The 21,078-nt window shown below is 46.9% G+C and carries 22 protein-coding genes; 11 read left to right on the top strand and 11 right to left on the bottom strand.

Annotated features, from left to right (window positions below; genetic code table 11):
- On the bottom strand, positions 1-1,018 hold a 1,018-nt coding region (locus PVOR_RS13615), incomplete at its 3' end, for a hypothetical protein (RefSeq protein ID WP_442952217.1).
- Between the two features lie 447 nt (positions 1,019-1,465).
- On the opposite strand from PVOR_RS13615, the gene PVOR_RS13610 reads away from it, so the two are divergent.
- The 4 genes from PVOR_RS13610 to PVOR_RS13600 are packed head-to-tail and all read left to right on the top strand — an operon-like array spanning position 1,466 to position 3,500.
- Positions 1,466-1,879 (top strand): GNAT family N-acetyltransferase, encoded by a 414-nt coding sequence (locus tag PVOR_RS13610; RefSeq protein ID WP_160163992.1) that lies wholly within the window; start codon positions 1,466-1,468, stop codon positions 1,877-1,879.
- A 32-nt stretch (positions 1,880-1,911) separates the two neighbouring features.
- Positions 1,912-2,421, top strand: a complete 510-nt coding sequence (locus PVOR_RS29620; RefSeq protein WP_006209827.1) for a phage tail protein — start codon at positions 1,912-1,914, stop codon at positions 2,419-2,421.
- A gap of 28 nt (positions 2,422-2,449) precedes the next feature.
- Positions 2,450-2,947, top strand: a complete 498-nt coding sequence (locus PVOR_RS13605) for a phage tail protein (RefSeq protein WP_006209826.1) — start codon at positions 2,450-2,452, stop codon at positions 2,945-2,947.
- A 16-nt stretch (positions 2,948-2,963) separates the two neighbouring features.
- Positions 2,964-3,500 (top strand): phage tail protein, encoded by a 537-nt coding sequence (locus PVOR_RS13600; RefSeq protein WP_006209825.1) that lies wholly within the window; start codon positions 2,964-2,966, stop codon positions 3,498-3,500.
- Between the two features lie 104 nt (positions 3,501-3,604).
- Here PVOR_RS13600 and PVOR_RS13595 read toward each other — a convergent pair whose 3' ends face one another.
- Both PVOR_RS13595 and PVOR_RS13590 read right to left on the bottom strand, forming a co-directional pair.
- Positions 3,605-6,706 carry a hypothetical protein gene (locus PVOR_RS13595; RefSeq protein WP_006209823.1) on the bottom strand — a complete coding sequence of 1,034 codons (3,102 nt, stop codon included), beginning with the start codon at positions 6,704-6,706 and terminating at the stop codon, positions 3,605-3,607.
- 245 nt (positions 6,707-6,951) lie between these two features.
- Complete coding sequence (locus PVOR_RS13590) at positions 6,952-7,266, bottom strand: DUF1904 family protein (RefSeq protein ID WP_006209822.1); 315 nt, start codon at positions 7,264-7,266, stop codon at positions 6,952-6,954.
- 234 nt (positions 7,267-7,500) lie between these two features.
- Between PVOR_RS13590 and PVOR_RS13585 the strand changes: the two genes are divergently transcribed.
- The gene (locus PVOR_RS13585; protein WP_006209821.1) at positions 7,501-8,412 is read left to right on the top strand and encodes a phosphotransferase; all 912 of its coding nucleotides are present in this window, start codon (positions 7,501-7,503) and stop codon (positions 8,410-8,412) included.
- 117 nt (positions 8,413-8,529) lie between these two features.
- On the opposite strand, the gene PVOR_RS13580 is transcribed toward PVOR_RS13585, so the two are convergent.
- Positions 8,530-8,943, bottom strand: coding sequence for a hypothetical protein (locus PVOR_RS13580; protein ID WP_006209819.1), 414 nt, complete (start codon positions 8,941-8,943; stop codon positions 8,530-8,532).
- Between the two features lie 261 nt (positions 8,944-9,204).
- Here PVOR_RS13580 and PVOR_RS29615 point away from each other — a divergent pair, with 261 nt between their 5' ends.
- Complete coding sequence (locus PVOR_RS29615) at positions 9,205-9,375, top strand: hypothetical protein (RefSeq protein ID WP_006209818.1); 171 nt, start codon at positions 9,205-9,207, stop codon at positions 9,373-9,375.
- A gap of 346 nt (positions 9,376-9,721) precedes the next feature.
- Here the strand turns inward: PVOR_RS29615 and PVOR_RS13575 are convergent, their stop codons facing one another.
- The 5 genes from PVOR_RS13575 to PVOR_RS13555 form a co-directional block, all read right to left on the bottom strand.
- Entirely contained in the window at positions 9,722-10,264 is a 543-nt protein-coding gene (locus PVOR_RS13575) for a VanZ family protein (protein WP_006209817.1), read from the bottom strand.
- Positions 10,261-11,181 carry a D-Ala-D-Ala carboxypeptidase VanY gene (locus PVOR_RS13570; protein WP_006209816.1) on the bottom strand — a complete coding sequence of 307 codons (921 nt, stop codon included), beginning with the start codon at positions 11,179-11,181 and terminating at the stop codon, positions 10,261-10,263. Before PVOR_RS13570 ends, PVOR_RS13575 begins: the two co-directional genes overlap by 4 nt.
- A 620-nt stretch (positions 11,182-11,801) precedes the next feature.
- Positions 11,802-12,614 carry a sugar phosphate isomerase/epimerase family protein gene (locus PVOR_RS13565; protein WP_006209812.1) on the bottom strand — a complete coding sequence of 271 codons (813 nt, stop codon included), beginning with the start codon at positions 12,612-12,614 and terminating at the stop codon, positions 11,802-11,804.
- Between the two features lie 80 nt (positions 12,615-12,694).
- Complete coding sequence (locus tag PVOR_RS13560) at positions 12,695-13,546, bottom strand: GNAT family N-acetyltransferase (RefSeq protein WP_006209810.1); 852 nt, start codon at positions 13,544-13,546, stop codon at positions 12,695-12,697.
- A gap of 108 nt (positions 13,547-13,654) precedes the next feature.
- Positions 13,655-14,275, bottom strand: a complete 621-nt coding sequence (locus PVOR_RS13555) for a LysE/ArgO family amino acid transporter (RefSeq protein ID WP_006209809.1) — start codon at positions 14,273-14,275, stop codon at positions 13,655-13,657.
- A 134-nt stretch (positions 14,276-14,409) separates the two neighbouring features.
- Between PVOR_RS13555 and pdxR the strand changes: the two genes are divergently transcribed.
- Entirely contained in the window at positions 14,410-15,855 is a 1,446-nt protein-coding gene (pdxR, locus tag PVOR_RS13550; protein WP_006209808.1) for a MocR-like pyridoxine biosynthesis transcription factor PdxR, read from the top strand.
- A gap of 53 nt (positions 15,856-15,908) precedes the next feature.
- Here pdxR and PVOR_RS13545 read toward each other — a convergent pair whose 3' ends face one another.
- A complete protein-coding gene (locus tag PVOR_RS13545) occupies positions 15,909-16,151 on the bottom strand; it encodes a hypothetical protein (RefSeq protein WP_040680591.1) in 243 nt (80 codons plus the stop codon).
- Positions 16,152-16,222: 71 nt separating this feature from the next.
- Here PVOR_RS13545 and PVOR_RS30350 point away from each other — a divergent pair, with 71 nt between their 5' ends.
- Positions 16,223-16,450, top strand: coding sequence for a hypothetical protein (locus PVOR_RS30350; protein ID WP_160163991.1), 228 nt, complete (start codon positions 16,223-16,225; stop codon positions 16,448-16,450).
- Between the two features lie 63 nt (positions 16,451-16,513).
- On the opposite strand, the gene PVOR_RS13535 is transcribed toward PVOR_RS30350, so the two are convergent.
- Positions 16,514-16,888: a hypothetical protein gene (locus tag PVOR_RS13535; protein ID WP_160163990.1), complete on the bottom strand. Its 375-nt coding sequence runs from the start codon at positions 16,886-16,888 to the stop codon at positions 16,514-16,516.
- Positions 16,889-17,472: 584 nt separating this feature from the next.
- Here PVOR_RS13535 and qoxA point away from each other — a divergent pair.
- From qoxA to qoxC, 3 genes are all read left to right on the top strand, one after another.
- Complete coding sequence (gene qoxA, locus PVOR_RS13530) at positions 17,473-18,477, top strand: cytochrome aa3 quinol oxidase subunit II (protein WP_006209805.1); 1,005 nt, start codon at positions 17,473-17,475, stop codon at positions 18,475-18,477.
- 63 nt (positions 18,478-18,540) lie between these two features.
- Positions 18,541-20,484 (top strand): cytochrome aa3 quinol oxidase subunit I, encoded by a 1,944-nt coding sequence (qoxB, locus tag PVOR_RS13525; RefSeq protein ID WP_006209803.1) that lies wholly within the window; start codon positions 18,541-18,543, stop codon positions 20,482-20,484.
- A complete protein-coding gene (gene qoxC, locus PVOR_RS13520; RefSeq protein WP_006209802.1) occupies positions 20,481-21,077 on the top strand; it encodes a cytochrome aa3 quinol oxidase subunit III in 597 nt (198 codons plus the stop codon). Before qoxB ends, qoxC begins: the two co-directional genes overlap by 4 nt.
- Position 21,078: the final 1 nt, after the last annotated feature.

Below are 21,078 nucleotides of genomic sequence, written 5' to 3'. Positions count from 1 at the left end.
TGACATCCACCGTTACAGTCAGCTGTTCCGTTCCTCCCTGCACCACAGTTGCACTGGTTGGGCTGACCGTCACACTGTTTACCACTGGGACAGGAGCTGATTTAATATGACCGTCATAAGTTAGATTGTCATAGCCTACGGCGACTGCTCGTCCTCCACCTATACTAATGTCAGCAAAATCAATGGACGAGGAAACTTGACTCCATTCCTCAAGCCAATTAACTCCATTTCGTGAGCTTGCTACTCTTTCATTTGTGCTGACTGTATAAAATTTACCTGCGGCATAGGTCACTGAGGCTAGGCCCATTCCGTTGTAATTCAGAACCGTTGCCTTCGTCCAGGATATGCCATCATTTGACACGTAGGCCTGACCGGCTTCTCCTACCGCTACAAACACATGATTTCCGTACGCAATATCAAAAATCGCTTGGCCTCGATTCGTTGTGTAGACTTGCGCCCAACTTAATCCATCAGTCGATCGATAAATTTTGGTGGCTTCTCCATCCATATAGGTTGTGGCAATATACACCCCATCACCGTACGTTACTCTGTAGAAATTAGGGACTGAATTGTCGGTATACACCACTTCCGGTTTGCCATTTCCTATGAATGAATACAATTTGTCTTGTCCCGCTAATACATAACGATTGGTGTCCGCACTGTAAGCAATATCATTGATATGTGTGTTTTTTAACGTTGCATCCAAAGATGTCCAGGCTGTTACGGGATCATTGGTTTTATAAACCCCATCGGATCCAGTAAGATACCAAGTTGAATTCAGAAATTTGACATTAGAAGGTTCTAATGTCATCCCAAGATTGCGATTATCCCATGTCACAGCATCAGTAGACACATGATAGTCTAGATAATAACCCAGCGACATCCATTTACCATTGCCGTACTCCACAAATGTCTGCAGACTACCCGGTACGTGATGCACATTACTCCAATTAGCAGCGTTAACTTTGGAAGAGAAAATCCCACCACTAATAGAACTAAAAAGCAACATGCCTGCCAACGAACTCTGAATGAAACGATTCAACCCTCTTTTTCTTGAAAACATACCCGCCCCCCATATTTAAGTGTATTTGGCATAGTTCACTCATTGCCTTATTCATTTCCCGATGATGGCTTTATGAATGAAGGAAATGGAAATTACTTTCATCATAAACGAGACTCTCATTAAGGTAAATATAAAATTAGGGACTTTTCTCACAATGTAAAGACTTTTAGCCCACTTCAATCTACCTTTCATATTCTAATTCCATAATCTCAGAAACATAATTCGCCATTATTCGATATAAAATCACAAAATTTTAATGACAGCCCCTTTCCCATCTGTTATAAACAAATTATGACAACGATGTTGCAGACCCTACTCTTAAATAAGGGAGAAAATAAACATTGATTGATACAGTTGCAGCAAGACCTGAAGATGAGATCTTTTTGTTTCTAATTGTATTCATTGACTCGAGCAGACGAATTACAAAATTGGGGCTGGGGAGTAGAAGAGCAGGAGCAGTTTCTGCGTATGCAATGGAGAGCTCAAACCATGTCTTATGCTTCTTCTTACCCAGATGCCATTCGTATGATCGTCCGTTACAATGGTGCGCCTGTCGGTCAAATATATGTGCTTGATCAGGGAGCAAGATGGGTGCTAATTGATATTTCTCTTCTTCCGGAGTACCGCAATCAAGGCATAGGGACTCGTTTGATCATGGATTTACAACATCGGGTAACTCATGCCAATGCAGCTGTTCGTTTAAGCGTACTTCCTATGAACAGGGCATTGAGTTTGTACCAGAAGCTTGAGTTTGTTCCTGTACACAGCGAGGGTATTCATCAGGTAATGGAATGGCGTGCTTCAAAAACAAAGTAGGTCTGAATCATAATTTGGCGAGGTGAGAACAAATGAGTGAAGCTTTTTTAGGTGAAATTCGTATGTTTGCGGGAAATTTTGCCCCTCAAGGGTGGGCATTGTGTAATGGACAAATACTATCTATTGCTGGAAATGAAGCTCTATACACCCTACTCGGTACGCTTTATGGCGGAGATGGCCAGAACACCTTTGCCTTGCCCGACTTACAGGGCAGAGTTGCCGTTCATCCAAGTACTGCGTATGCAAGGGGACAAAAAGCAGGGGCTCAGGAGGTTACACTAAATTCAAATCAACTTCCGGCACATACGCATCAGGTATACACAGCCTCGGACTCCTCCACGATCTCCTCGATTCCAACGAATGCAACATGGGCTGATTCACCACGCAAAATATATTCCACTGTAACCGGAGCCAGCACAGTGAATATGAATAACACCGCCGTATATTCAACTGGTGGAAATCAGCCTCATAACAACATGATGCCTTCGACTGTCATCTCGTTCATTATCTCTCTAGAAGGCACTTTCCCGCCTCGACCTTAAAACAAAATACAATTCAGGAGGTAAGCGCATGTCAGAACCTTTTTTGGGCGAGATTCGATTGTTCGCCAATAACTACGCCCCCAGAAACTGGGCTTTTTGTGAAGGACAAATACTGTCGATTAACAGCAATCCGGCCCTTTTCTCTTTGCTCGGCACCGTCTACGGGGGAAATGGAGTTTCTACTTTTGCACTTCCTGATTACCGTGGCCGAGTCCCCATTCATGTTTCCCAAACCATCCCGCTGGGCTCTGCCCAAGGTGAAGCTTCACATACGCTAACATCTAATGAGATGCCAATACATACTCACCAAGCCGTTGCTTCTCAAACCAATCCGACGATGGCATCTCCTCTGAACAATGTATGGGCCGCTGTTCCAAACTCATTTGGATCGTCAGTAGGGCAAAATCCAATGAATTCAGGAAGTCTCTCCACAGCGGGTGGCTCACAAGCCCATAACAATATGCAGCCTTACACGGTTTTGAATTACGCTATTGCGATTGAGGGAATTTTTCCTTCTCGCAACTAATAAGGAGGACAATACTATGGCTGAGGCATATATCGGAGAGATCCGAATTTTTGCAGGCAATTTCGCGCCGAAAGGCTGGGCTTTATGTAATGGGCAGTTATTGTCAATAGCCCAAAACACAGCGCTATTCTCTGTGCTGGGCATCCAGTATGGAGGTGATGGGAGGAGCACCTTTGCATTGCCAAATTTAATGGGTTCAGCTGTAATACATCAAGGGACGGGAACGGGTTTGTCGCCGCGGCATGTTGGGGAGAAACTTGGTGAGCCGACGGTGACATTAACACAAACGGAGATTCCCGCTCATACGCACACGCCTCAAGGCATTGTTGCAACTGGGAATCAGAATTCACCTAAAGATGCTTACTGGGCCCAAGCTCCCAAACCTATACCGACTGCACCGCAACCTCCGTTGTATAACAACACTGCTGACACACAGATGGCACCTTTGGCTGTGGGGGTAGCTGGTTCTTCCTTACCTCATAATAATATGCAGCCTTTTATCGCCCAAAATTTTATCATTTGTTTGCAAGGCGAATTTCCTTCTCGTGGCTAAGCTTTAAAGCATTCAATATATTCAAAAAAGAGGCGTCCATTATGGGCGCCTCTTACATTACAGACCCGTCAGTAGGGATTCAATCGAACAGACGGTTGCAAACTCTACAGTTCTATAACAACCAAATCTGCTTGCACAACTTCAGTTCCATTACCCGGAAGGCCAAACATTTCATGATCCGCAAACGCCTCGGAAATCGGTTTCTTCGCTGCAAAGGCGCTCAATTTTCCGGTGGGGACCTTTGGAGTGGTATACGCCTCCGCCTTTCCTGCCAAAGTCATTACAATCTTTGTCACCTGACTGAGATCTACGCCTTCGTTAAGCGTAAAACCTCGTCGATCCTCAAGTGGGACCTCAATTGACCAAATCGACAATAAGCCTGGCATAATTCGGTTATTCCCATCACCCACTGCTCCGCCGGACAAATTGCCAATGTACTCTTTAGGTTCTCCAGCATCGCCCGCATCTTCACTTGGTGTCACTTCATATTCAAAGAAACCGTGGCTTTTGTTATGGACAAAGTCAAAACGCTCGCCATACGAATCCAGGAACGTGGAGTGACCGGAGTGTGTATACTCAATGTGAATGCTGCCCGCCGAATGCCGGGCACCCGGCAACTGAATATGACAGTCACTGACCATCATATGAGCTTTGCCTGCAATCTTCTCCCTGATGAGTTTGTTCTCCAGTGTCAAAGGGAAAAAGGCTGTTCGATGGTCTCTGAGTGCTTCGAATTGCTCTGGAAAGGATGCTTCATTCAAAATGAAAGTTACGTTCTTAAACGGCTGCACCGGATTCTCCGATGCGTTCAGCGCATTTTTCAGTTTAATGGTCATATCAGCATGGATACGGGCGAGCTCTGCCACATGACTATCCCGGATAAACGGGAAAAAGTCCTTACTAAGCACCATATAGCGGTACGCTTGGTATTCCTGATACAGAAAATCGGTCAATGCCAATTTCAAACCGTTGTAGAGATCGAGAATATACGTATGGAACAGTGGCAGGCCAGCATCCACCGCATCACCCATCGCCTGCCGGATCCGTTCTTGATCTGCACGGCGCTGTTCCATTTCGGCAAACCATTTTGCCTCCTCAAGATGTTTTGCTTTCACCGATTGTATTTTGCCTTGATATTCTTCGACAACGTTTAGATATTGATTGAAGGCTTTGCGATATCCCTCGACCTTCTCCTCCGGCATCTGCTTATAGATCGGCTTCAGCATGTTTTCGAACTTTTCGCGAGACATCGTAAGCATGGATGAACGATAGCCAAAGGAATCACGCGCCGCATTCATCTGACCGATCAAATCATATAGCTCTGCTCCATCCTTTAATACCGCTAAACCGGAAGAAACGACCGTGGTTACATTTTTGATGGATTTGGAAAGCTCCGCTTCCTTCTTCTTCTTTTCTTTTTCCACCGTTTTTGTGTTTTTGAATGGATCATCAATGACAATGGATTTGCCTGTATTCCAATAATTACTGACCGCCGAAGCGATAGCTCCCCCTGTTTTGAGCGCCGTTATGGCAGGAGTTACGTTAGTGACCAGTGCCACACCGTTAACCACCAGATCAAATGTAGCTTTCAGGGAATCCAGGGCGAGCTTCTTCCTGAGCGCTTGTACAAATTCTTCCGCTACTTTCTGGAGATGCTTCTCATTAGACAATATGCTTTCATACAGCTTGTCTGCTTCCGATTCCAAGCGCTCCCGTTCGATGATCGATTTTTGCCTTTGATCATCCAAATCGTTGATCCGGTTTACTGCAATGGATATGGTGTCCTTTAATATTTTCACGCGGCCCCTTTGATCGTTTTCAGCCTTTACATATTCATGATATAAGGTTTCAGCTTGTTGAGCAGCCGTAATTAGATTGCCACCAAGATCTTGGTACTTATCTAAAGGCATTAACGGCGTCCAGTTCCAGGGATGGCTGAAATAATCAAGTCCCTGTCCCAACTGTGAAAGGAGAATAATGGACTTGTTGCGTAGTGCCAGCCATTGAATGGACGCATCCAGCATGCTGCCTTGAAAAGCCGAATAATCGCTCAAAGTTCGGACCACGTCAAACCAGGCCTCATCCGGAGTTGTACGCTGCAGCCAATCCAGCAGAATCGCGGATTCTTCGAGCTTCTCCTCACTCCCCGTCAAATAGGCCAATCCAGCCTTATGCAAAGTCAGCATTTGGCGTTCAAGTGAAGCACCTAAGGCCGTTTCCAAATCAATCGGAGAGAATTCTTTGTACAATTCTGTTTTACTTAGCTTCGATCCATAAAATTGATCATATTGTATCTGTACCACGGTGGATTTGGCGGGTTCGCCATTAGCCGCATTAGTTGCGATAAGCCCAGATTTGCCGTCCATGCCGTCCTTCCCGCCAGCATCCCTCTTATTGCTTACCCGGGTGACGGAAGAGGTTCTCCCAACGGTAACAGTCTCTAGCTTATACCCGCCTATCCCACCCGGAGCTCCCGCTCCCGCTTTTCCCGGTAAGGTAGGTGCCCCGGCGATCCCGACTTGATTTTCCATCGTAATCCTGTGTTCTCCGCTGGAAACCACGTATCCGATAAAAATACATCCGGCATCTCCTCCATTCCCTGAATGACCGGCATGACCGCCGTTACCTCCATCGCCACCGTTACCACCCGGTGTCGAATAATCATTCGCGTAAAACCAGTGCTTCTCGGCGTCTCTTCCATCCTCACCCCGCCGACCATCCATGCCGTCTCCTCCGTCTTGGCCACGACCTCCGTTGCTGCCATTAGCCACGAGCCTTAATTCCCCTTTTAGATCAAAACGTTCCGCAGCCAGCACCATATGTCCGCCGGACATCCCTGCTCCTCCATCGAGGCCATCCATACCATCTCCACCACGATCCCCATTCTTGATCGCCTTCATTCCCGGATCAGCCTTGGGTTCCTGTACAAAGTCCTGATCCGAAGGGACAGGGGCTCCTGACGTACTAATCGACACATTCCCATCAGAAGAAATGATTCTTGCATTCAGCATCAAATTACGCCCGGGCAAGCTTAACGATCCGACAAGATGAATAGTATCGGCCTGAATCCAATAGTGAGCCGATGAATCGGATAAATAATCCTGCGTTAGATTTAAATCGGTAGCCGTTAGATAGATGTACCCCTCTTTTTTGCCTCGCTGGACACCGGAATATAACGACTGGCTTGTTCTTTCCATAACTTCCATCTGTGGTGGGTCTCCTCCCTAAGTCTCATAAATTGTGTGACAATCCCCCTTCTTTAGGTCCATAAATTCCACAAGATAAACTTCGGAATGGTGATAATTGTCACTATATACCTAATTGTAAGGGGATTTTATCCATAAATATATATTTTTTTCGATGGCTTAACCTCGCAACTTGCATCAAAAAAACAAGGAAACTGCAGCAGTCTCCTTGTTTGGGGTGTACTCATTTTCTATTGTTATTCTTTTTATTCTAATGGCCTTCCTTCTTTATAATAAAGATTCCGATTTAGAATCACAAAGAAAATATGTACGTTTCGGTACCCGTGCTCTGACAGTATGCCATGAATGCTGGCTGCCACCGCATCGTGAACCTCCTGCGCTCTCTGGAACATCAGAATTTCCACGGATAATGGCGTATTCGTAATGATCTGATAAGGAAGAAGCTCGATCTTCACAATCTCTTGCGGAATTTGAACAATACCCGCGAATTCGTCAACAACCTTAGGTGTTATTTCTTCAAGAAATACATCTGGAAAACCTTTAAAGCGTAAATATGGCACTCTAATCCCTTCATTTCGTCAATTTATTGTCTTATAGATGTCTTCTGAGTGACTTTTGTCTCTATCCCTACTATACAATATTGTTATTGTGAAAGGAATCACTATGATTCAGATCCACTCATCGCCTGGTAAAGTTCAGCTATAGCTATCATATAAGTTGCCATGTAAAGATCGAACCTATAGACTGGATGAGTGTAAGCGTTCAATCTACTAAATAAGGAGTTGAAGTTGAGCATGGGTCGTAATCTATGGGATGCAGAATGGGAAGTTACAGAACCGTTAGTGCAGCAGCTGTTAAACCTCCAATTTCCCCGCCTAGCCTCTCTGCCGATCCGGGAAATCGGGAACGGATGGGATAACACCGTATATCGTGTAGGCGATGAGTATGTATTTCGCTTTCCCAGACGACAGGTAGCCGTTGATTTATTGAGAACCGAAGCAAGAATTCTACCTAAGCTGGCAGGCTATATTACAGTGCCTTATGCCAAGCCCCTCTTCTTCGGGAAAGAGAGCACCCACTATCCAGCTCCCTTTCTCGGTTACTCCTATATACCGGGTAAATTTCCGATTAGAATATCGGACGATGCACGCGCGCAGTCTGCAGCTGCTCTGGCCAAGTTCCTGAAGAACCTGCACGTTTTCCCTGTGGAAGTCGCACAGCAAGAAGGAATATTGTTTGACCAGCGAAATCTGACGGACCTGGCTGGACGCAAAGAGAGAATGCTGAATTTTCTATCCCGGTTTAACCTTTATATCACGCAAGAGGAACTAGACGAAATCGCAAACTATTTGCAAGGGATCACCCTGGAACGAGTGGAACACCGACAGGTTCTCCTCCATGGCGATCTGCATTTTAAGAACATGTTAGTGGACGATTCGGGCATACTTGCGGGCATTATCGATTGGGGCGACGTGAACATCGGACATCCGGCCTGTGACCTCAGCATCGCGTACAGTTACTTGCCTCCAGCCTCAAGACAGGCTTTTTATGAAATCTATGGTGAAGTGGACGATGAAACGAAGATTCTCGCACGAATGATTGCGGTATACATACCTATGCTACTATTTATGCAGGCTGTGGACGATAAGGATGAAGCCATTGCAGAGGAGGCCAAATCGATTATTCAACGTGCTCTGGCCGATTGATCGATAGTTAGCCGGAACGGCATTCGGTCCTATGCTTAATTCGCAAAAACACGTCGCATAAGAAAGAAGCTTGAACCCCTTCAAGCTTCTTGATCACGGATCTACGAATCGCCGTTATTATATTTTTAACATCCCCATTAATGGCATAATGGTTTTAATGACATTCATTCCCAATTTAATGTGAGGCACGATCTGTCCCAAAAATCCAAAACCTCCACCACCGCCTCCGGCTGCAACAGCCTCTCCTTCCACTGCTCCTTCAGCTGCCGGTCCGCTTGGCGGACCTCCGAACAAGGCACTCAAAAAGCCGGAAATTTGCGCTTTATCCCCGCTGCGGGCAATCGAAGCCGGCATCTTGTTGTTGGCGCGGAGCCCTGATAGAGTTACTGCCTGACCTTCGATCTGACTCAGTTCACCAATATAATAACTGCCGTCTTTGAGAACGACCACAACCGGTTGACCTACCCAATGCTGTGACGCAGGTACAGATTTGGGAACAGTCCTGGATTTCCTTACGCGTTTCGAAGACATACGATGATCACCTCGCTTTCCATTCTCATGATTATGACATCATATGCAAATTTGCCTTTTTTTCTTGTGCCTTTATAGGATAGATATATAAATAGATCAAAAACCTAGTTTTACCAAGCTGAATCACTCTGAGTTCCCCTCATATCGAAGCTTTCCTATATAAACGATTCATATTTCGCCTCTGAAAATATTTTGTCACTGTGGCTTTTTGCCTCCCTCCGGTGTCTAATTTACTGTAAGGTCAAGAGGAGGTTCTTACCCATGTCTAGAGCTCATGACAAACTCGCTGTTTATCCGGATGATCAGGGAACCAAGCGCACATTTGAGGATACGTATGATGAGTACCGCCAGCGGATTCGCCAATCCATCTCCCTTGATTTTGCCAGATATGTTGATATTCGAATCGATATTGGCGCGGCACTCAGGCTGTAGGCGAAACGGATTCACCTGATTGGTTTATGGGCACGTTTGATAACAATACGTTAAAAATCGTCTCGCCCTTGAATCCTAGACCCCGAGCATAGGCTCCATACCCAATGGGCGGAAGCCCTGTACAATCAACTAAAATAGCATAAAAAGAGCAGTCACGTCATACACGCGGCTGCTCTTTTTTGATAATTGTTACAACTTGTGACACTCGATCTTCATGCACCACCGCAACAGCTCTCTGAACCATAACTGTTCCCTGCGACTCCCAATCAACATGTTTACTATCATTAAAATTACTCCCGGTATAGTTTCCAATATAAATCCAAGTCACTCATGGATTACGTCTAATTTATGGTTTGGACTTGTTCACCGTATGGAGATCGCCCGGCGTTCCAGCAGTGAATACCGACAGACCTGCATAGATCGACCGGAAGATCACATACAGTCCGTATCCAAGCACACCGCCGGCCGTATTGAGAATTAAATCGTCTACGTCGAAACTTCCCATGGAAAACACAATTTGCGAGCATTCCAGTCCCAGGCTTAACCCCAGGGAAATCAGGAACGAACCGAAGAACCCGAGGAATTTGCTTCTTATCATTAAACCAATCCATATGCCATTCGGCATAAATATAGCGATATTACCAAAGAGGTTCATGACATCGTGCGGGCTCGGCAGCCGCTTCATATTTTGATTAATCGATTCAAAAGGCGTAAAGTTGGCAAACTGCAATCGCGCCTGCATATATTCGGGATTATCCATCGCCCGTTGCAGCTGCTGCCACAGAAATGAGACATCCACGGAACCGAATTTGAACAAGATCACCTTGACCAGCACGTATAAATATACGACATACAGCCCTAGAATGATCCATTTATGCGGCTGCTTCATTCCCCATCATCCTGACTGAGGTTCACCGTTACAATGACTCCATCGATATTGTTTCCAGATACCTCATACTCGCTTCCTGCCGGAATCTCAAGCGCAATGTCTTTCGTTGTGACGGGCACATACGTTATTTCGTACTTTTTCCCTTCAACGGTTGTTTTGTAGCTGGATGAATTCTTCAGATAATCAAGATATTCCTCCAATGTCAAACCCAGATCGTTCATGATCATGCTGTGCGGCAGTCCTACATAACGAAAATGCCATGGTTCGTACTGGATGCCTGTAATCTCGGTCTTATCCGGGGGATATCTCAAAATAAATCCAAACTCCCACGCATGCTTCTGCAGCCATTTTCCTTCGGGCGCCTGATCGATCGACATCTGCGTCGATCCGATATCCATGGATAAACCAAGGTTATGTTCGCTGTAGCCGGGAGGCAAGGCATAATCCGAACCCTTTTCACGGTAAAGCACCTCCTGCTCTTCGGTGTCCCGGTACCCGCTGCTGATCATGAAATGATGGACTCCGTCTTCACCGGCCGCATCAACCATCTCACGGAACTGCAGCGCAACGCTGCGCGATAACCGGATCGTGTTGTCCAGAAGCACATAACCATTCATCAAATCTTGTTCCTGAAACAACTTCACGATATCCGTTGGAACCGCTCCCTCATCAAGCGGATGTTCCTTGTTAACCAAGACCAGATTTCCCCGGGTCACCTGCTCAGCTGTCACATGGATTGTTTGAGTCTCTATATTGGAATCGTTCTCGTCGGAGTGGTTGTCACTTCGAGTGGCGGAATCGGCATTCGCTTCTTGCCCATCTTTGTTCTTCGCTTCATTCGCATTAGGGGCGTCCGTTAGAATGGACTCACACCCGACCAGCAGGAATATAACAAGCAATATCAAACCCTTCTTCAACTTCAACATCTCCCTCTAACTTTGTCTATCCAGCTTAAAAAATATAGTTTAAGGAAAAGTAGAGAAAAGTTAAAGTTTTTCTTAAGTAATGTGAGCTTCACAAGCCTCTTTTCCTTTGATAAGGCTGAAGCGGATAGTTTTACTAGGTAACTATTTTGGGAAAACAACCATTATCAACCTCCTCACTCGCTTCTATGAGATTGATTCGGGCCTTGTCACGATGGATGGCATGGAAATGCGGCATAAACTGTACAACCCGTTTAAACGGAGCAAGTAAGTCGGCTTCAGAGTATCCTCATGCTGCCGGGAGCCGTGAACACAGCAAAGCCGATTCTAAATGGAATCGGCTTTTGGTGATGCACTAGGCAGGTAGATTATGACTTATGTTCTCGTTCGACCTCCCGCTGAATCTAACGGACCAGACCGCTGCTATAGAGGCCAAAAGAGCACCTTTTACAATCTTACGGACACCCATAACGTTATACGGCGTTATAAACGCGATATCTCCCACTATTCCAATAAATAACGCCCCTCATGTCCGCTGCGTGTTTCAACTCCATTTTTTCCTGCCATATAACGCCCCCTCGGTCCGCCAGCAATCAAGCCTTTCAAGGTTTGCATCATACCTCATCAACCCTGCTGGCAAGACTCACGATTCGTTTAACGGCACCAGTCATCCATTCCATCTCCACATACTGGTTTCCCGGCGCATTGTATTCCACACCCCAGTAACCACGGTATCCACCTGCAAGCAAACTCCGTACCTTGTCCTCCGCATCAGGAAGGAGCACCGTCCTCGCATCAAAATGAGTATGTACTGCCCATGGCGCAACCATCTCATCCCCCGCAGTCTCATCTGCTTTCCATCTGCCAAGATGAAGCAGAAAGCCGAATGCCGGATGATCGACCTCTTCCGCAATCCGTTTCATTTCTCGCGGCAAGAGGGACGCGCCCATATGATTTTCAGGACCGATGAGATACCCCCGTTCCGCAGCACGATCCGCATATTCTTGATAGCGCTTGACGGTATATTCGAATTGTTCGTCCGACATCGGTTCCGATTCCTGATAACTGCCGCCTGTGTCGATCCGCACCGTTTCAGCCCCTAAGATTTCAGCTGCATCCAGATGAACAAGCGCATTTTCATACAGTTTCTGACGGATGTCCGGGTCGGGATCCCATAGATGTGCTCCATCTACAGCAAAATTAACCACCCTCATCTCTTTCTCATCGAGCGCTTCTCTAATTTTACGAATGTAGCTCTCATCAGCAAGTTTGTATACGGGGTCGCTCCGATCGATAAAAAAACCATTCCACAGATCAACCGCATCCATACGATACCGGTACTTCACCGTCTCCAGATAACCGAACACATCCATCTTTCCCTCTAGGAACGTATTGAAAAAAGAATAACCGCCAATCGAAATCTTCATCGCCATACCTCCTTCATCAAAGTTGGACTCAAGCTACCCCTAGTTTACCGTACTTCCAAACCATTACCATATATGAATTCTTACTTGAGGGTGTATTTCAAATGGTGATATTTCCCTCCCGAGAGGAAGCCTTTATTCTTATACAATTGCTCAGCTCGATTTCCCGAAGTGACAAAGAGGCGCAGCAGGGGGTGCTGCGGCTCCAGAACGGTTAATGCCCTCTCCAGCATCGCGCCTGCCAAACCTTTGCCTCGATGCTCAGCTGTTACTGCAATGCTGTAGACAAGGGGCAACCCTTCCCATAAGGAAATCAAACATACACCTGCCATTTCTTCAGATGCTCGATCATATATTAGAGAGGATGCCTGCAGCAGCTTGGGATCTATTTGATCAAAATAATGGACTGTATCATTCATATAGACTTCGACTTCCCGTTCGTCCGGACCATTGGCATAAGCTTTCCTAAACACTTCAACCAGTTCAGAGATATCTTTTCTTGCAGGTACTCTCGCAATATAGTTAACATCGAAGGATGCTTCAAGCTGTTCGGTCGGCCGGATCATGCACTGCCTGGATTCAACCTGTACAAAATCCGCTTCCCGAAAAGCAAACTCCTGTTCATCAAGGACATTGTATGCATGAAGATCATGCTCCTCCAAACTCCAAGATTGAAGGGCATGGTTCTTGACCTCTCTGATCAGTTCAGAGGTAATGGAATATGGCGGTATTCCGAATACTAGTCCGATAGATTCGTTGTTCAAATAAACTCCCGCGGCTTTGTCATCGCCTGAAAGTACCCAGTAGCCATCGTCCGAATCCGATAGAATCTTGGCAAACTCCGCCCAGCTCGGTCTAAACCAGATATTTTTGTAATAGGTAGCAAAATATTTCGAGAACGCCTTAGGGTCAGCCTTTACCAACCTGTATTCCATAACCCACCGTCCTTATTCCTTTTTTTGATAGATCATGACTAGAATTAGGCTCATTATAAAGGTTACGAGATGCCAAGGACAAAGGAATAAACGTCTTTAGAGAAAAAATCACAGCACGCCCATCAAACCAACCCCCAGATAAACCGCTGTTCCCCACATAATCAATGCCGAAATCTTGTTCATCACGGGTAACAGCTTACCCGACGAATCCAGTCTCCCCGCCGACCTGCCGGCAATACCAAGGCCCAGGAACCACAGCCAGGATACAATAATGCATGCAATGGCAAATATGGCCTTGTCCGTACCTGAATATTGCAGCGAGCTTGTGCCTATAACCCCCATCGTGTCCAGCACGGCATGCGGATTCAGCAGTGATACGGATATGGCAAAAACAATTTGCTTTTTCGTCGTAAACGAACGAGCAGCTTCCTGTTGCTGCTCCGAAGGTTTTGTCTTCCATGTTACGAATCCCATGTAAACCAGGAATCCGATCCCGAAGGTAAACAACACCATTCGGATCCAGTCATATTCCAGAACGATCACGGATACGCCCAAAATGGCTAAGGAAATAAGCAGCGTGTCGCACAGAGCCGCCGTGATGATAACGGGCAGCGCCTTAGCGAAGCGAGGCTGAACCGCTCCCTGATTAAATACGAACACATTTTGCACACCTAATGGAAGAATAAGACCTAGTGCCAGGATGAACCCATGAAGGATAACGCCTATCATATGAAACCTAACCTCCTGCGGATATTTTCACCATTGTAAGGGTCGATCCCAGCAGCGTCTCCAACCAATTGGTTGGCACGAAACCCAACCAATGAATTATAATGAACAAAATACGTGGCGAAAGCGAGTTTCCTATGACAGAAGAATGGAAATTAAACAAGTCCTCCGACATACCGCTGCATCAGCAGATCTACAATTACATGAAGAACAGAATTATGAACGGGGAATGGCCTGTCGGGACCCGGATTCCGACGCAGAGAGACCTTGCTGCCAAATTTGGGGTAAACCGAAGCACCATCGTTTATGCATTGGGCGAGCTTGCCGCGGACGGCTTGATTCAATCCAAGGTTGGACAAGGGACGGTCATCGCCAACAATACCTGGAGTTTATTAGCCGCCACGCCTCCGCCAGATTGGAATCAGTATGTGAAATCCGGCTCCTACCAGCCGAACATTCATATGATCCAGCAGATCAACCGTTCGGAAACCGATCCGGATATGATCCGGCTCGGTACAGGAGAGCTCTCGCCGGAGCTGCTTCCCACTGGCCAGATGCGGGAGATATTCAGCGGCAGCATGGCCAGCAAACTCTCTTTGGGATATTCCGAGCCGAAGGGGAGCCTCTACTTAAGAGAAATCATTAGTGACTATCTGAAAAAGAAAGGAATTCATGCCACCCCGTCATCCATTCTGATCATCTCCGGTGGACTGCAGGGATTGCAGCTCATCTCATTAGGCTTGCTGCACCAGGGGTCCGCCATCTTTGTAGAGAACCCCTCTTATCTGAACTCGATTCATGTGTTTCAGTCTGCAGGCATGTTTCTGCAGGGGATTCCTATGGATCAGCGCGGCATTAGAACGGAATCGATCGGGAGACTTAAGCGCCAACACAATGCTGCCCTGCTCTACACGATTCCTACCTTTCATAATCCGACCGGAACGCTGATGTCTTCCAGGCGGCGAACGGAGCTGCTTCAAATATGTGCAAGGGAAAGGCTGCCCATCATAGAGGATGATGTGTACGGGGATTTGTGGTTTGATGCTCCCTCTCCGCCGTCTCTGAAAGCGCTGGACCAGCAGGGGCTTGTGCTCTACATGGGAAGTATGTCCAAGACGCTTGGCCCCGGCCTTCGCATCGGCTGGATTGTGGGTCCCGAGCCGGTAATCGACCGGCTGTCCGATATCAAAATGCAAACCGACTACGGATCCAGCGCACTTTCCCAGCACGCAGTCGCCGAGTGGTTGTCGAGCGGGATGTATGAGTTGCATCTCATGCAGATCCGAGCGGAGCTCAGGAGTCGCAGAGATTTTACGCTCGATATTCTCAAGCAATATTTCCACGATATTGCCCAGTGGAACATACCGCAAGGCGGGTTCTACATCTGGCTTCACGTCACCAAACCTATCTCCATACGTCCTTTATTTGAACAAGCCCTGAAGGAGGGCATCCTGTTGAACCCCGGTAATATCTATGACCGCAGCGACCAGCAGCATCTTCGTCTTTCCTATGCCTATGCCTCCTGCAATCAACTGGAGAGCGGACTCATCAAGCTGGCCGAGCTTATCCGTCTCCATACATAACCATAAGAAAAGGCCCCTTCCATGGTCATCAACCATGGGAGAAGGCCCTGTATTCACCTGAACGGATTCGTGATTGTGCCTGACGGCATATAGACCCCGCTGATCAGGGGCATGATCGGAATGATTGACGGAAACAGTGTATTAAACTGCTCCGGGGATTGCAGGATACCAACCATGAGCATAGATAAGGCTACGATCGTCAGCGTATAAATCACAACGACCATCAACAGCAAGCTGTAGCCGTCACCTAAATCGAACCCGGAGCCATAACGGAATATCATAAATACCACCATCATTTGCAAAATAGCCTATCAAAGAGCTGTACACCAAGCACGCGTAAAGGGGGCATCTGTAAATACGATTGTACATGTTCACGAAACTGCGTTTCATCGGGTGCGGCAGCTGCAGTAGCCTGAAGCTGCAGTTCTCGATTATAGACTGTCCGGACGTGCTGTTCGGCCAGTTGGACAAACGGGTTATCCACGGCTGCAACGATTCTGTAATCGTTACGTATCAGCTTGACGGCGAGATCAGCTCGCCCCTCGCGTACCTTCGTCCTTGCGGCTTTTTCGTCCTGCATTCTGAATTCAAATAATTCAATCCACTTCGAATTCGATTCATCCGGCGTTTCATATTACGATATTCGCTGAGCAGCGTTTCATATCCGAACCGAAGACTCTTCATAACGGGCCCAGACGGTACGGAATAAAGCAAGCCCAATTGCGAGAGTAACCGAATATAGAACCAGGAACGGCGATGGAAAGCCGGGGTAGCCTAACAAATCCGGCATGATAGCACCGACAACCAGAACGATACCAATGACGCAGGCCTGAATGGCCGGAAGCCGATAGGCCGCTTTTCCCGCAATAATGGAAAAAACCAGGAGAATATAGGAATTAAAAGCATCTGTGCCGATCGGCCACAGCGAGGCAACGAGCAGTGTGACAAATAGCATTGCAGGCCTTGCCCGGCATAACAGCGCTATAAAATAAGCTGTGAAGAAAATAGAGCTGCTCCCCAATCTCCAAGGCAACGGGTCAGAATTAACATGTTGAACCTCAGGCAGGAAGGCACATACCTAGCTTGATATTAGAAAAAAGAGCCATATCCAGAACGATCGCACATCATCCCCTCACTTTCGGCCAACGAGTTGAAGGCTTCCAGCAAAAAAACGGTTCCAATTTTTGGTTATATCATAGCACAGGAACATACATGCCTCTTGGTTAAATAGGTATCCTGGAAATGAAAAATCGCTCCTTTTATCATTGTGAAAAAACATACATACACCTCTAAACCCTTATAAATACTAGGATTTATGCTGTCTCCAGATTGGCTATTAAAGGAAAAAACCAGCCCGGAATTGTGACGAAACTGGTAACACTCGTGAATATTTGAACAAAGTATGAACTGCGCTTAAACCGCACCACTACAATGATTTGCCTCACACACCAATCCTTTTGTAACAAATTGAACACATAAAATTACACACATTGACACGAATGTGGATTTATATGTAAATTATACAATTTTATGTGTTTTGCAAAGCCAATCAGAACTTTCTACTATAGATGTGTTAGAAACATTTGAACGAAGCCGTTTCAAGGAAAGGGGTACATCATGAACAAAAGAGGGCCGTTATTTGCATTGTTATTAAGCTTCACCTTGCTCTTATCGGGATGCAGCTCACTCACGGTATTGGATCCGAAAGGACCGGCTGCCAGAACCCTATCCGATACAATCATATTCTCCATTCTCATGATGGTCGGAATATTGGCCGTAGTTTATGCGCTTTATATCTTCATGCTCACCAAATATCGAGCGAAGAAATCCAACGAAGGTTACGAACCGCCACATGAAGAAGGCAATAAATGGCTGGAAATATTATGGACCGCCATTCCGATCCTGATTGTTGCCGTCCTCTCGGTTGTGACCGTCAAAACGACGGTGGCCGTGGAGAATGTGCCGGAAGGCTATGAAAACCAAGAGCCGCTAGTCATCTACGCTTCCTCTTCGAACTGGAAATGGCACTTCAGCTATCCGGAAGAAGGAATCGAAACGGTGAATTACGTTAACATTCCAACACATCGCCCGATTGAATTCCGTCTGTACTCATTCGGTACAATCTCAAGCTTCTGGATCCCTCAGCTTCATGGCCAGAAATATGCGATGAGCGACATGATTACGAAGCTTAACATGGTTGCCGACGAACCGGGCTCCATGATGGGCCGTAACGCGAACTTCAACGGCGAAGGCTTCGCACACATGGAGTTCGAGGCGCTTGCAATGTCTTCGACCGAGTATGACAAGTGGGTTCAAGATGTCAAGGAAACTGCTCCTGAGCTGAAGGAAGATGAGTTTAAGAAGCTGCTGGAAACCGCGCATGTCGGTCGAATGAGCTTCTCCAACACGCACCTTGAATTCAGCCCGCCGCCTTCCGAAGATCATCACCATGGCGGTGATGTCAATGGCAATGAGGAGCATCAGGACCATAAAGACGTCCACCCGGATCCTGCTACAACGGAAGAAACGGAATTTGACAGCGAAACGAACGTGGATCCGAACGAGCCGCTGCCGAACTTCCCGGCTGAAGAAAGCCCAAATCATCAACATGATGGACATTAAATCGGTGAGTGAAACGTTGTTCACCCGATCTACTTCATACATCCAGAAAGGAGCTAGGCTCTTATGAAATGGGACGAATTTTTCGTTACCGGTGATCCGTTAATTTACGGCGCCATGGTGAGTATTGTTCTCGTCTCGCTTGCAATCCTCTTCGGCTTGACCTATTACAAGAAGTGGGGATATATGTGGCGGGAATGGCTGACCACCGTGGATCACAAAAAAATTGGCGTTATGTATATCATCTGTGCCTTGATCATGCTGTTCCGCGGCGGCGTTGACGCCTTGATGATGCGTGCGCAGACCGCTGCACCGGAGATGAAATTTCTGACGGGTCAGCACTATAATGAAGTATTTACAACTCACGGAGTCATTATGATTCTCTTTATGGCCATGCCGTTTATCTTCGGTCTGATGAATGTTATCATTCCGCTCCAGATCGGTGCCCGTGACGTAGCATTCCCTAAACTGAACGCAATCAGCTTCTGGCTATTCTTCGCCGGTGCGATGCTGTTCAACATCTCCTTTGTCATTGGAGGCTCGCCGGATGCCGGCTGGTCCGCCTATTTCCCGCTGGCCAGTATCGAGTTCAGTCCGACGGTTGGCAACAATTATTACTCTCTGGCGCTGCAGATATCAGGGATTGGTACGCTCCTTACAGGCGTTAACTTTATCGTAACGATCCTGAAGATGCGTGCACCAGGTATGACACTCATGCGCATGCCAATGTTCACATGGTCTGTGCTGATCACTTGTGTCATCATTATCTTTGCTTTCCCGGTACTTACGATTGCGCTATTGCTTATGATGTTCGACCGCGTGTTTGGTTCACAATTCTTCACGATGTCCAACGGCGGTATGGATATGCTCTGGGCCAACCTGTTCTGGGTATGGGGTCACCCTGAGGTATATATCGTTATTCTACCTGCATTCGGGATATTCAGTGAGATTATATCGACCTTCTCCAAGAAGAACCTGTATGGTTACGGTTCCATGGTCTTCAGTATGGTTATCATCTCAGCTCTGTCCTTCCTGGTCTGGGCCCACCATTTCTATACGATGGGTCAAGGCGCTATGGTCAACGGCTTCTTCTCGATCACAACGATGGCGATTGCCGTGCCGACCGGGGTCAAAATATTCAACTGGCTCTTTACGCTGAGGAAAGGCCGAATAAGCTTTACGACACCGATGCTCTATTCACTGGCATTTATTCCGATCTTTACGATCGGCGGTGTTACCGGCGTTATGCTGGCGATGGCCAGTGCCGACTATCAGTATCATAATACGATGTTCCTGGTTGCCCACTTCCACTATGTGCTCATTCCAGGTGCCGTATTTGCCGTCATTGCCGGTTTCCATTACTGGTTCCCTAAAGTGTTCGGCTTCCGTCTGAATGAGAAACTTGGCAAAATTGCCTTCTGGTTCATTGCCATTTCGTTTAACGTTACCTTCTTCCCGATGTTCTTCCTGGGACTGATGGGTATGACTCGCCGGACGTACACGTACTCAGCTGAAACCGGTTTTGGCCCGCTGAATATGCTGTCGATGGTAGGTGCGGTCGGTCTGGCAATCGGATTTGTTATTCTCGTATACAACATCTACTGGAGTACACGTTACGAGCCGCGCGACAAAACAGGCGATCCATGGGATGCACGCGCTCTGGAATGGTCAACGCCAAGCCCGGTTCCTGTATATAACTTTGCTGTCACACCACAAGTAAAAGGCCGTGATGCCTACTGGTTCTCGAAGAAAAACAACGAACCGCTCTCAGATGAGAAAATCACGAAGATTCACATGCCTAGCAACACCGGAAAACCATTTATACTGGGTATTGCCTTCTTCTTCCTTGGCTTCTTCCTGGTATTCAGCTGGTGGATTCCATCCATCGTGGCTGGTGTCGCGGTGCTGATTATAATGGCTACCATGTCCTTTGACCGTGATCACGGATATTACATTCCGGTTGAAGAGATTGTTCAAACCGAACAGAAACTGCGGGGTGATACGGTATGAAAATAGATGCCACTCAGCCGCTGGAATATGGAACAGAGGAAAACCGCAATCGTATCTTCGGATTCTGGCTGTTCCTCGGAGCTGAAATTGCGCTCTTTGCTACCTTGTTTACCGTCTACTTCGTTCTCGTGAACCGCTTCGCCAGCGGTCCGAGCGGAGCGGAAATCTTTGAAATAACACCGGTTCTACTTGAGACCTTCCTGCTCTTAACGAGCAGCTTCACCATCGGATTGGCTGTTCATGCGATGCGTCTGGGTCTGAAAAAGCAGATGATGATCTTTATGGTCATCACCCTGCTGCTGGGTGCAGGATTCCTTGGTATCGAGATCTTTGAATTCTTCACTTATGTGCATGAAGGAGTTACACTCTCTACCAGCGCATTTGCGTCCAGCCTGTTTACACTGCTTGGGACTCACGGAGCTCACGTTACCTTTGGTCTCCTGTGGGGAACTGCCATTCTGATTCAACTTAAAAAGCATGGATTGGATCATTCCACAGCCAACAAGTCCTTTATCTTCTCGCTCTACTGGCACTTCCTGGACGTTGTGTGGATCTTCATATTCAGCTTTGTATACCTGAAAGGACTGATGTGAC

Origin of the sequence: Paenibacillus vortex V453 (assembly GCF_000193415.1) — a bacterium.
GTDB lineage: Bacteria > Bacillota > Bacilli > Paenibacillales > Paenibacillaceae > Paenibacillus_AQ > Paenibacillus_AQ glucanolyticus.
The sequence above is the reverse complement of the archived record's forward strand: the minus strand, read 5'-3'. Positions and strand labels throughout refer to the sequence as shown.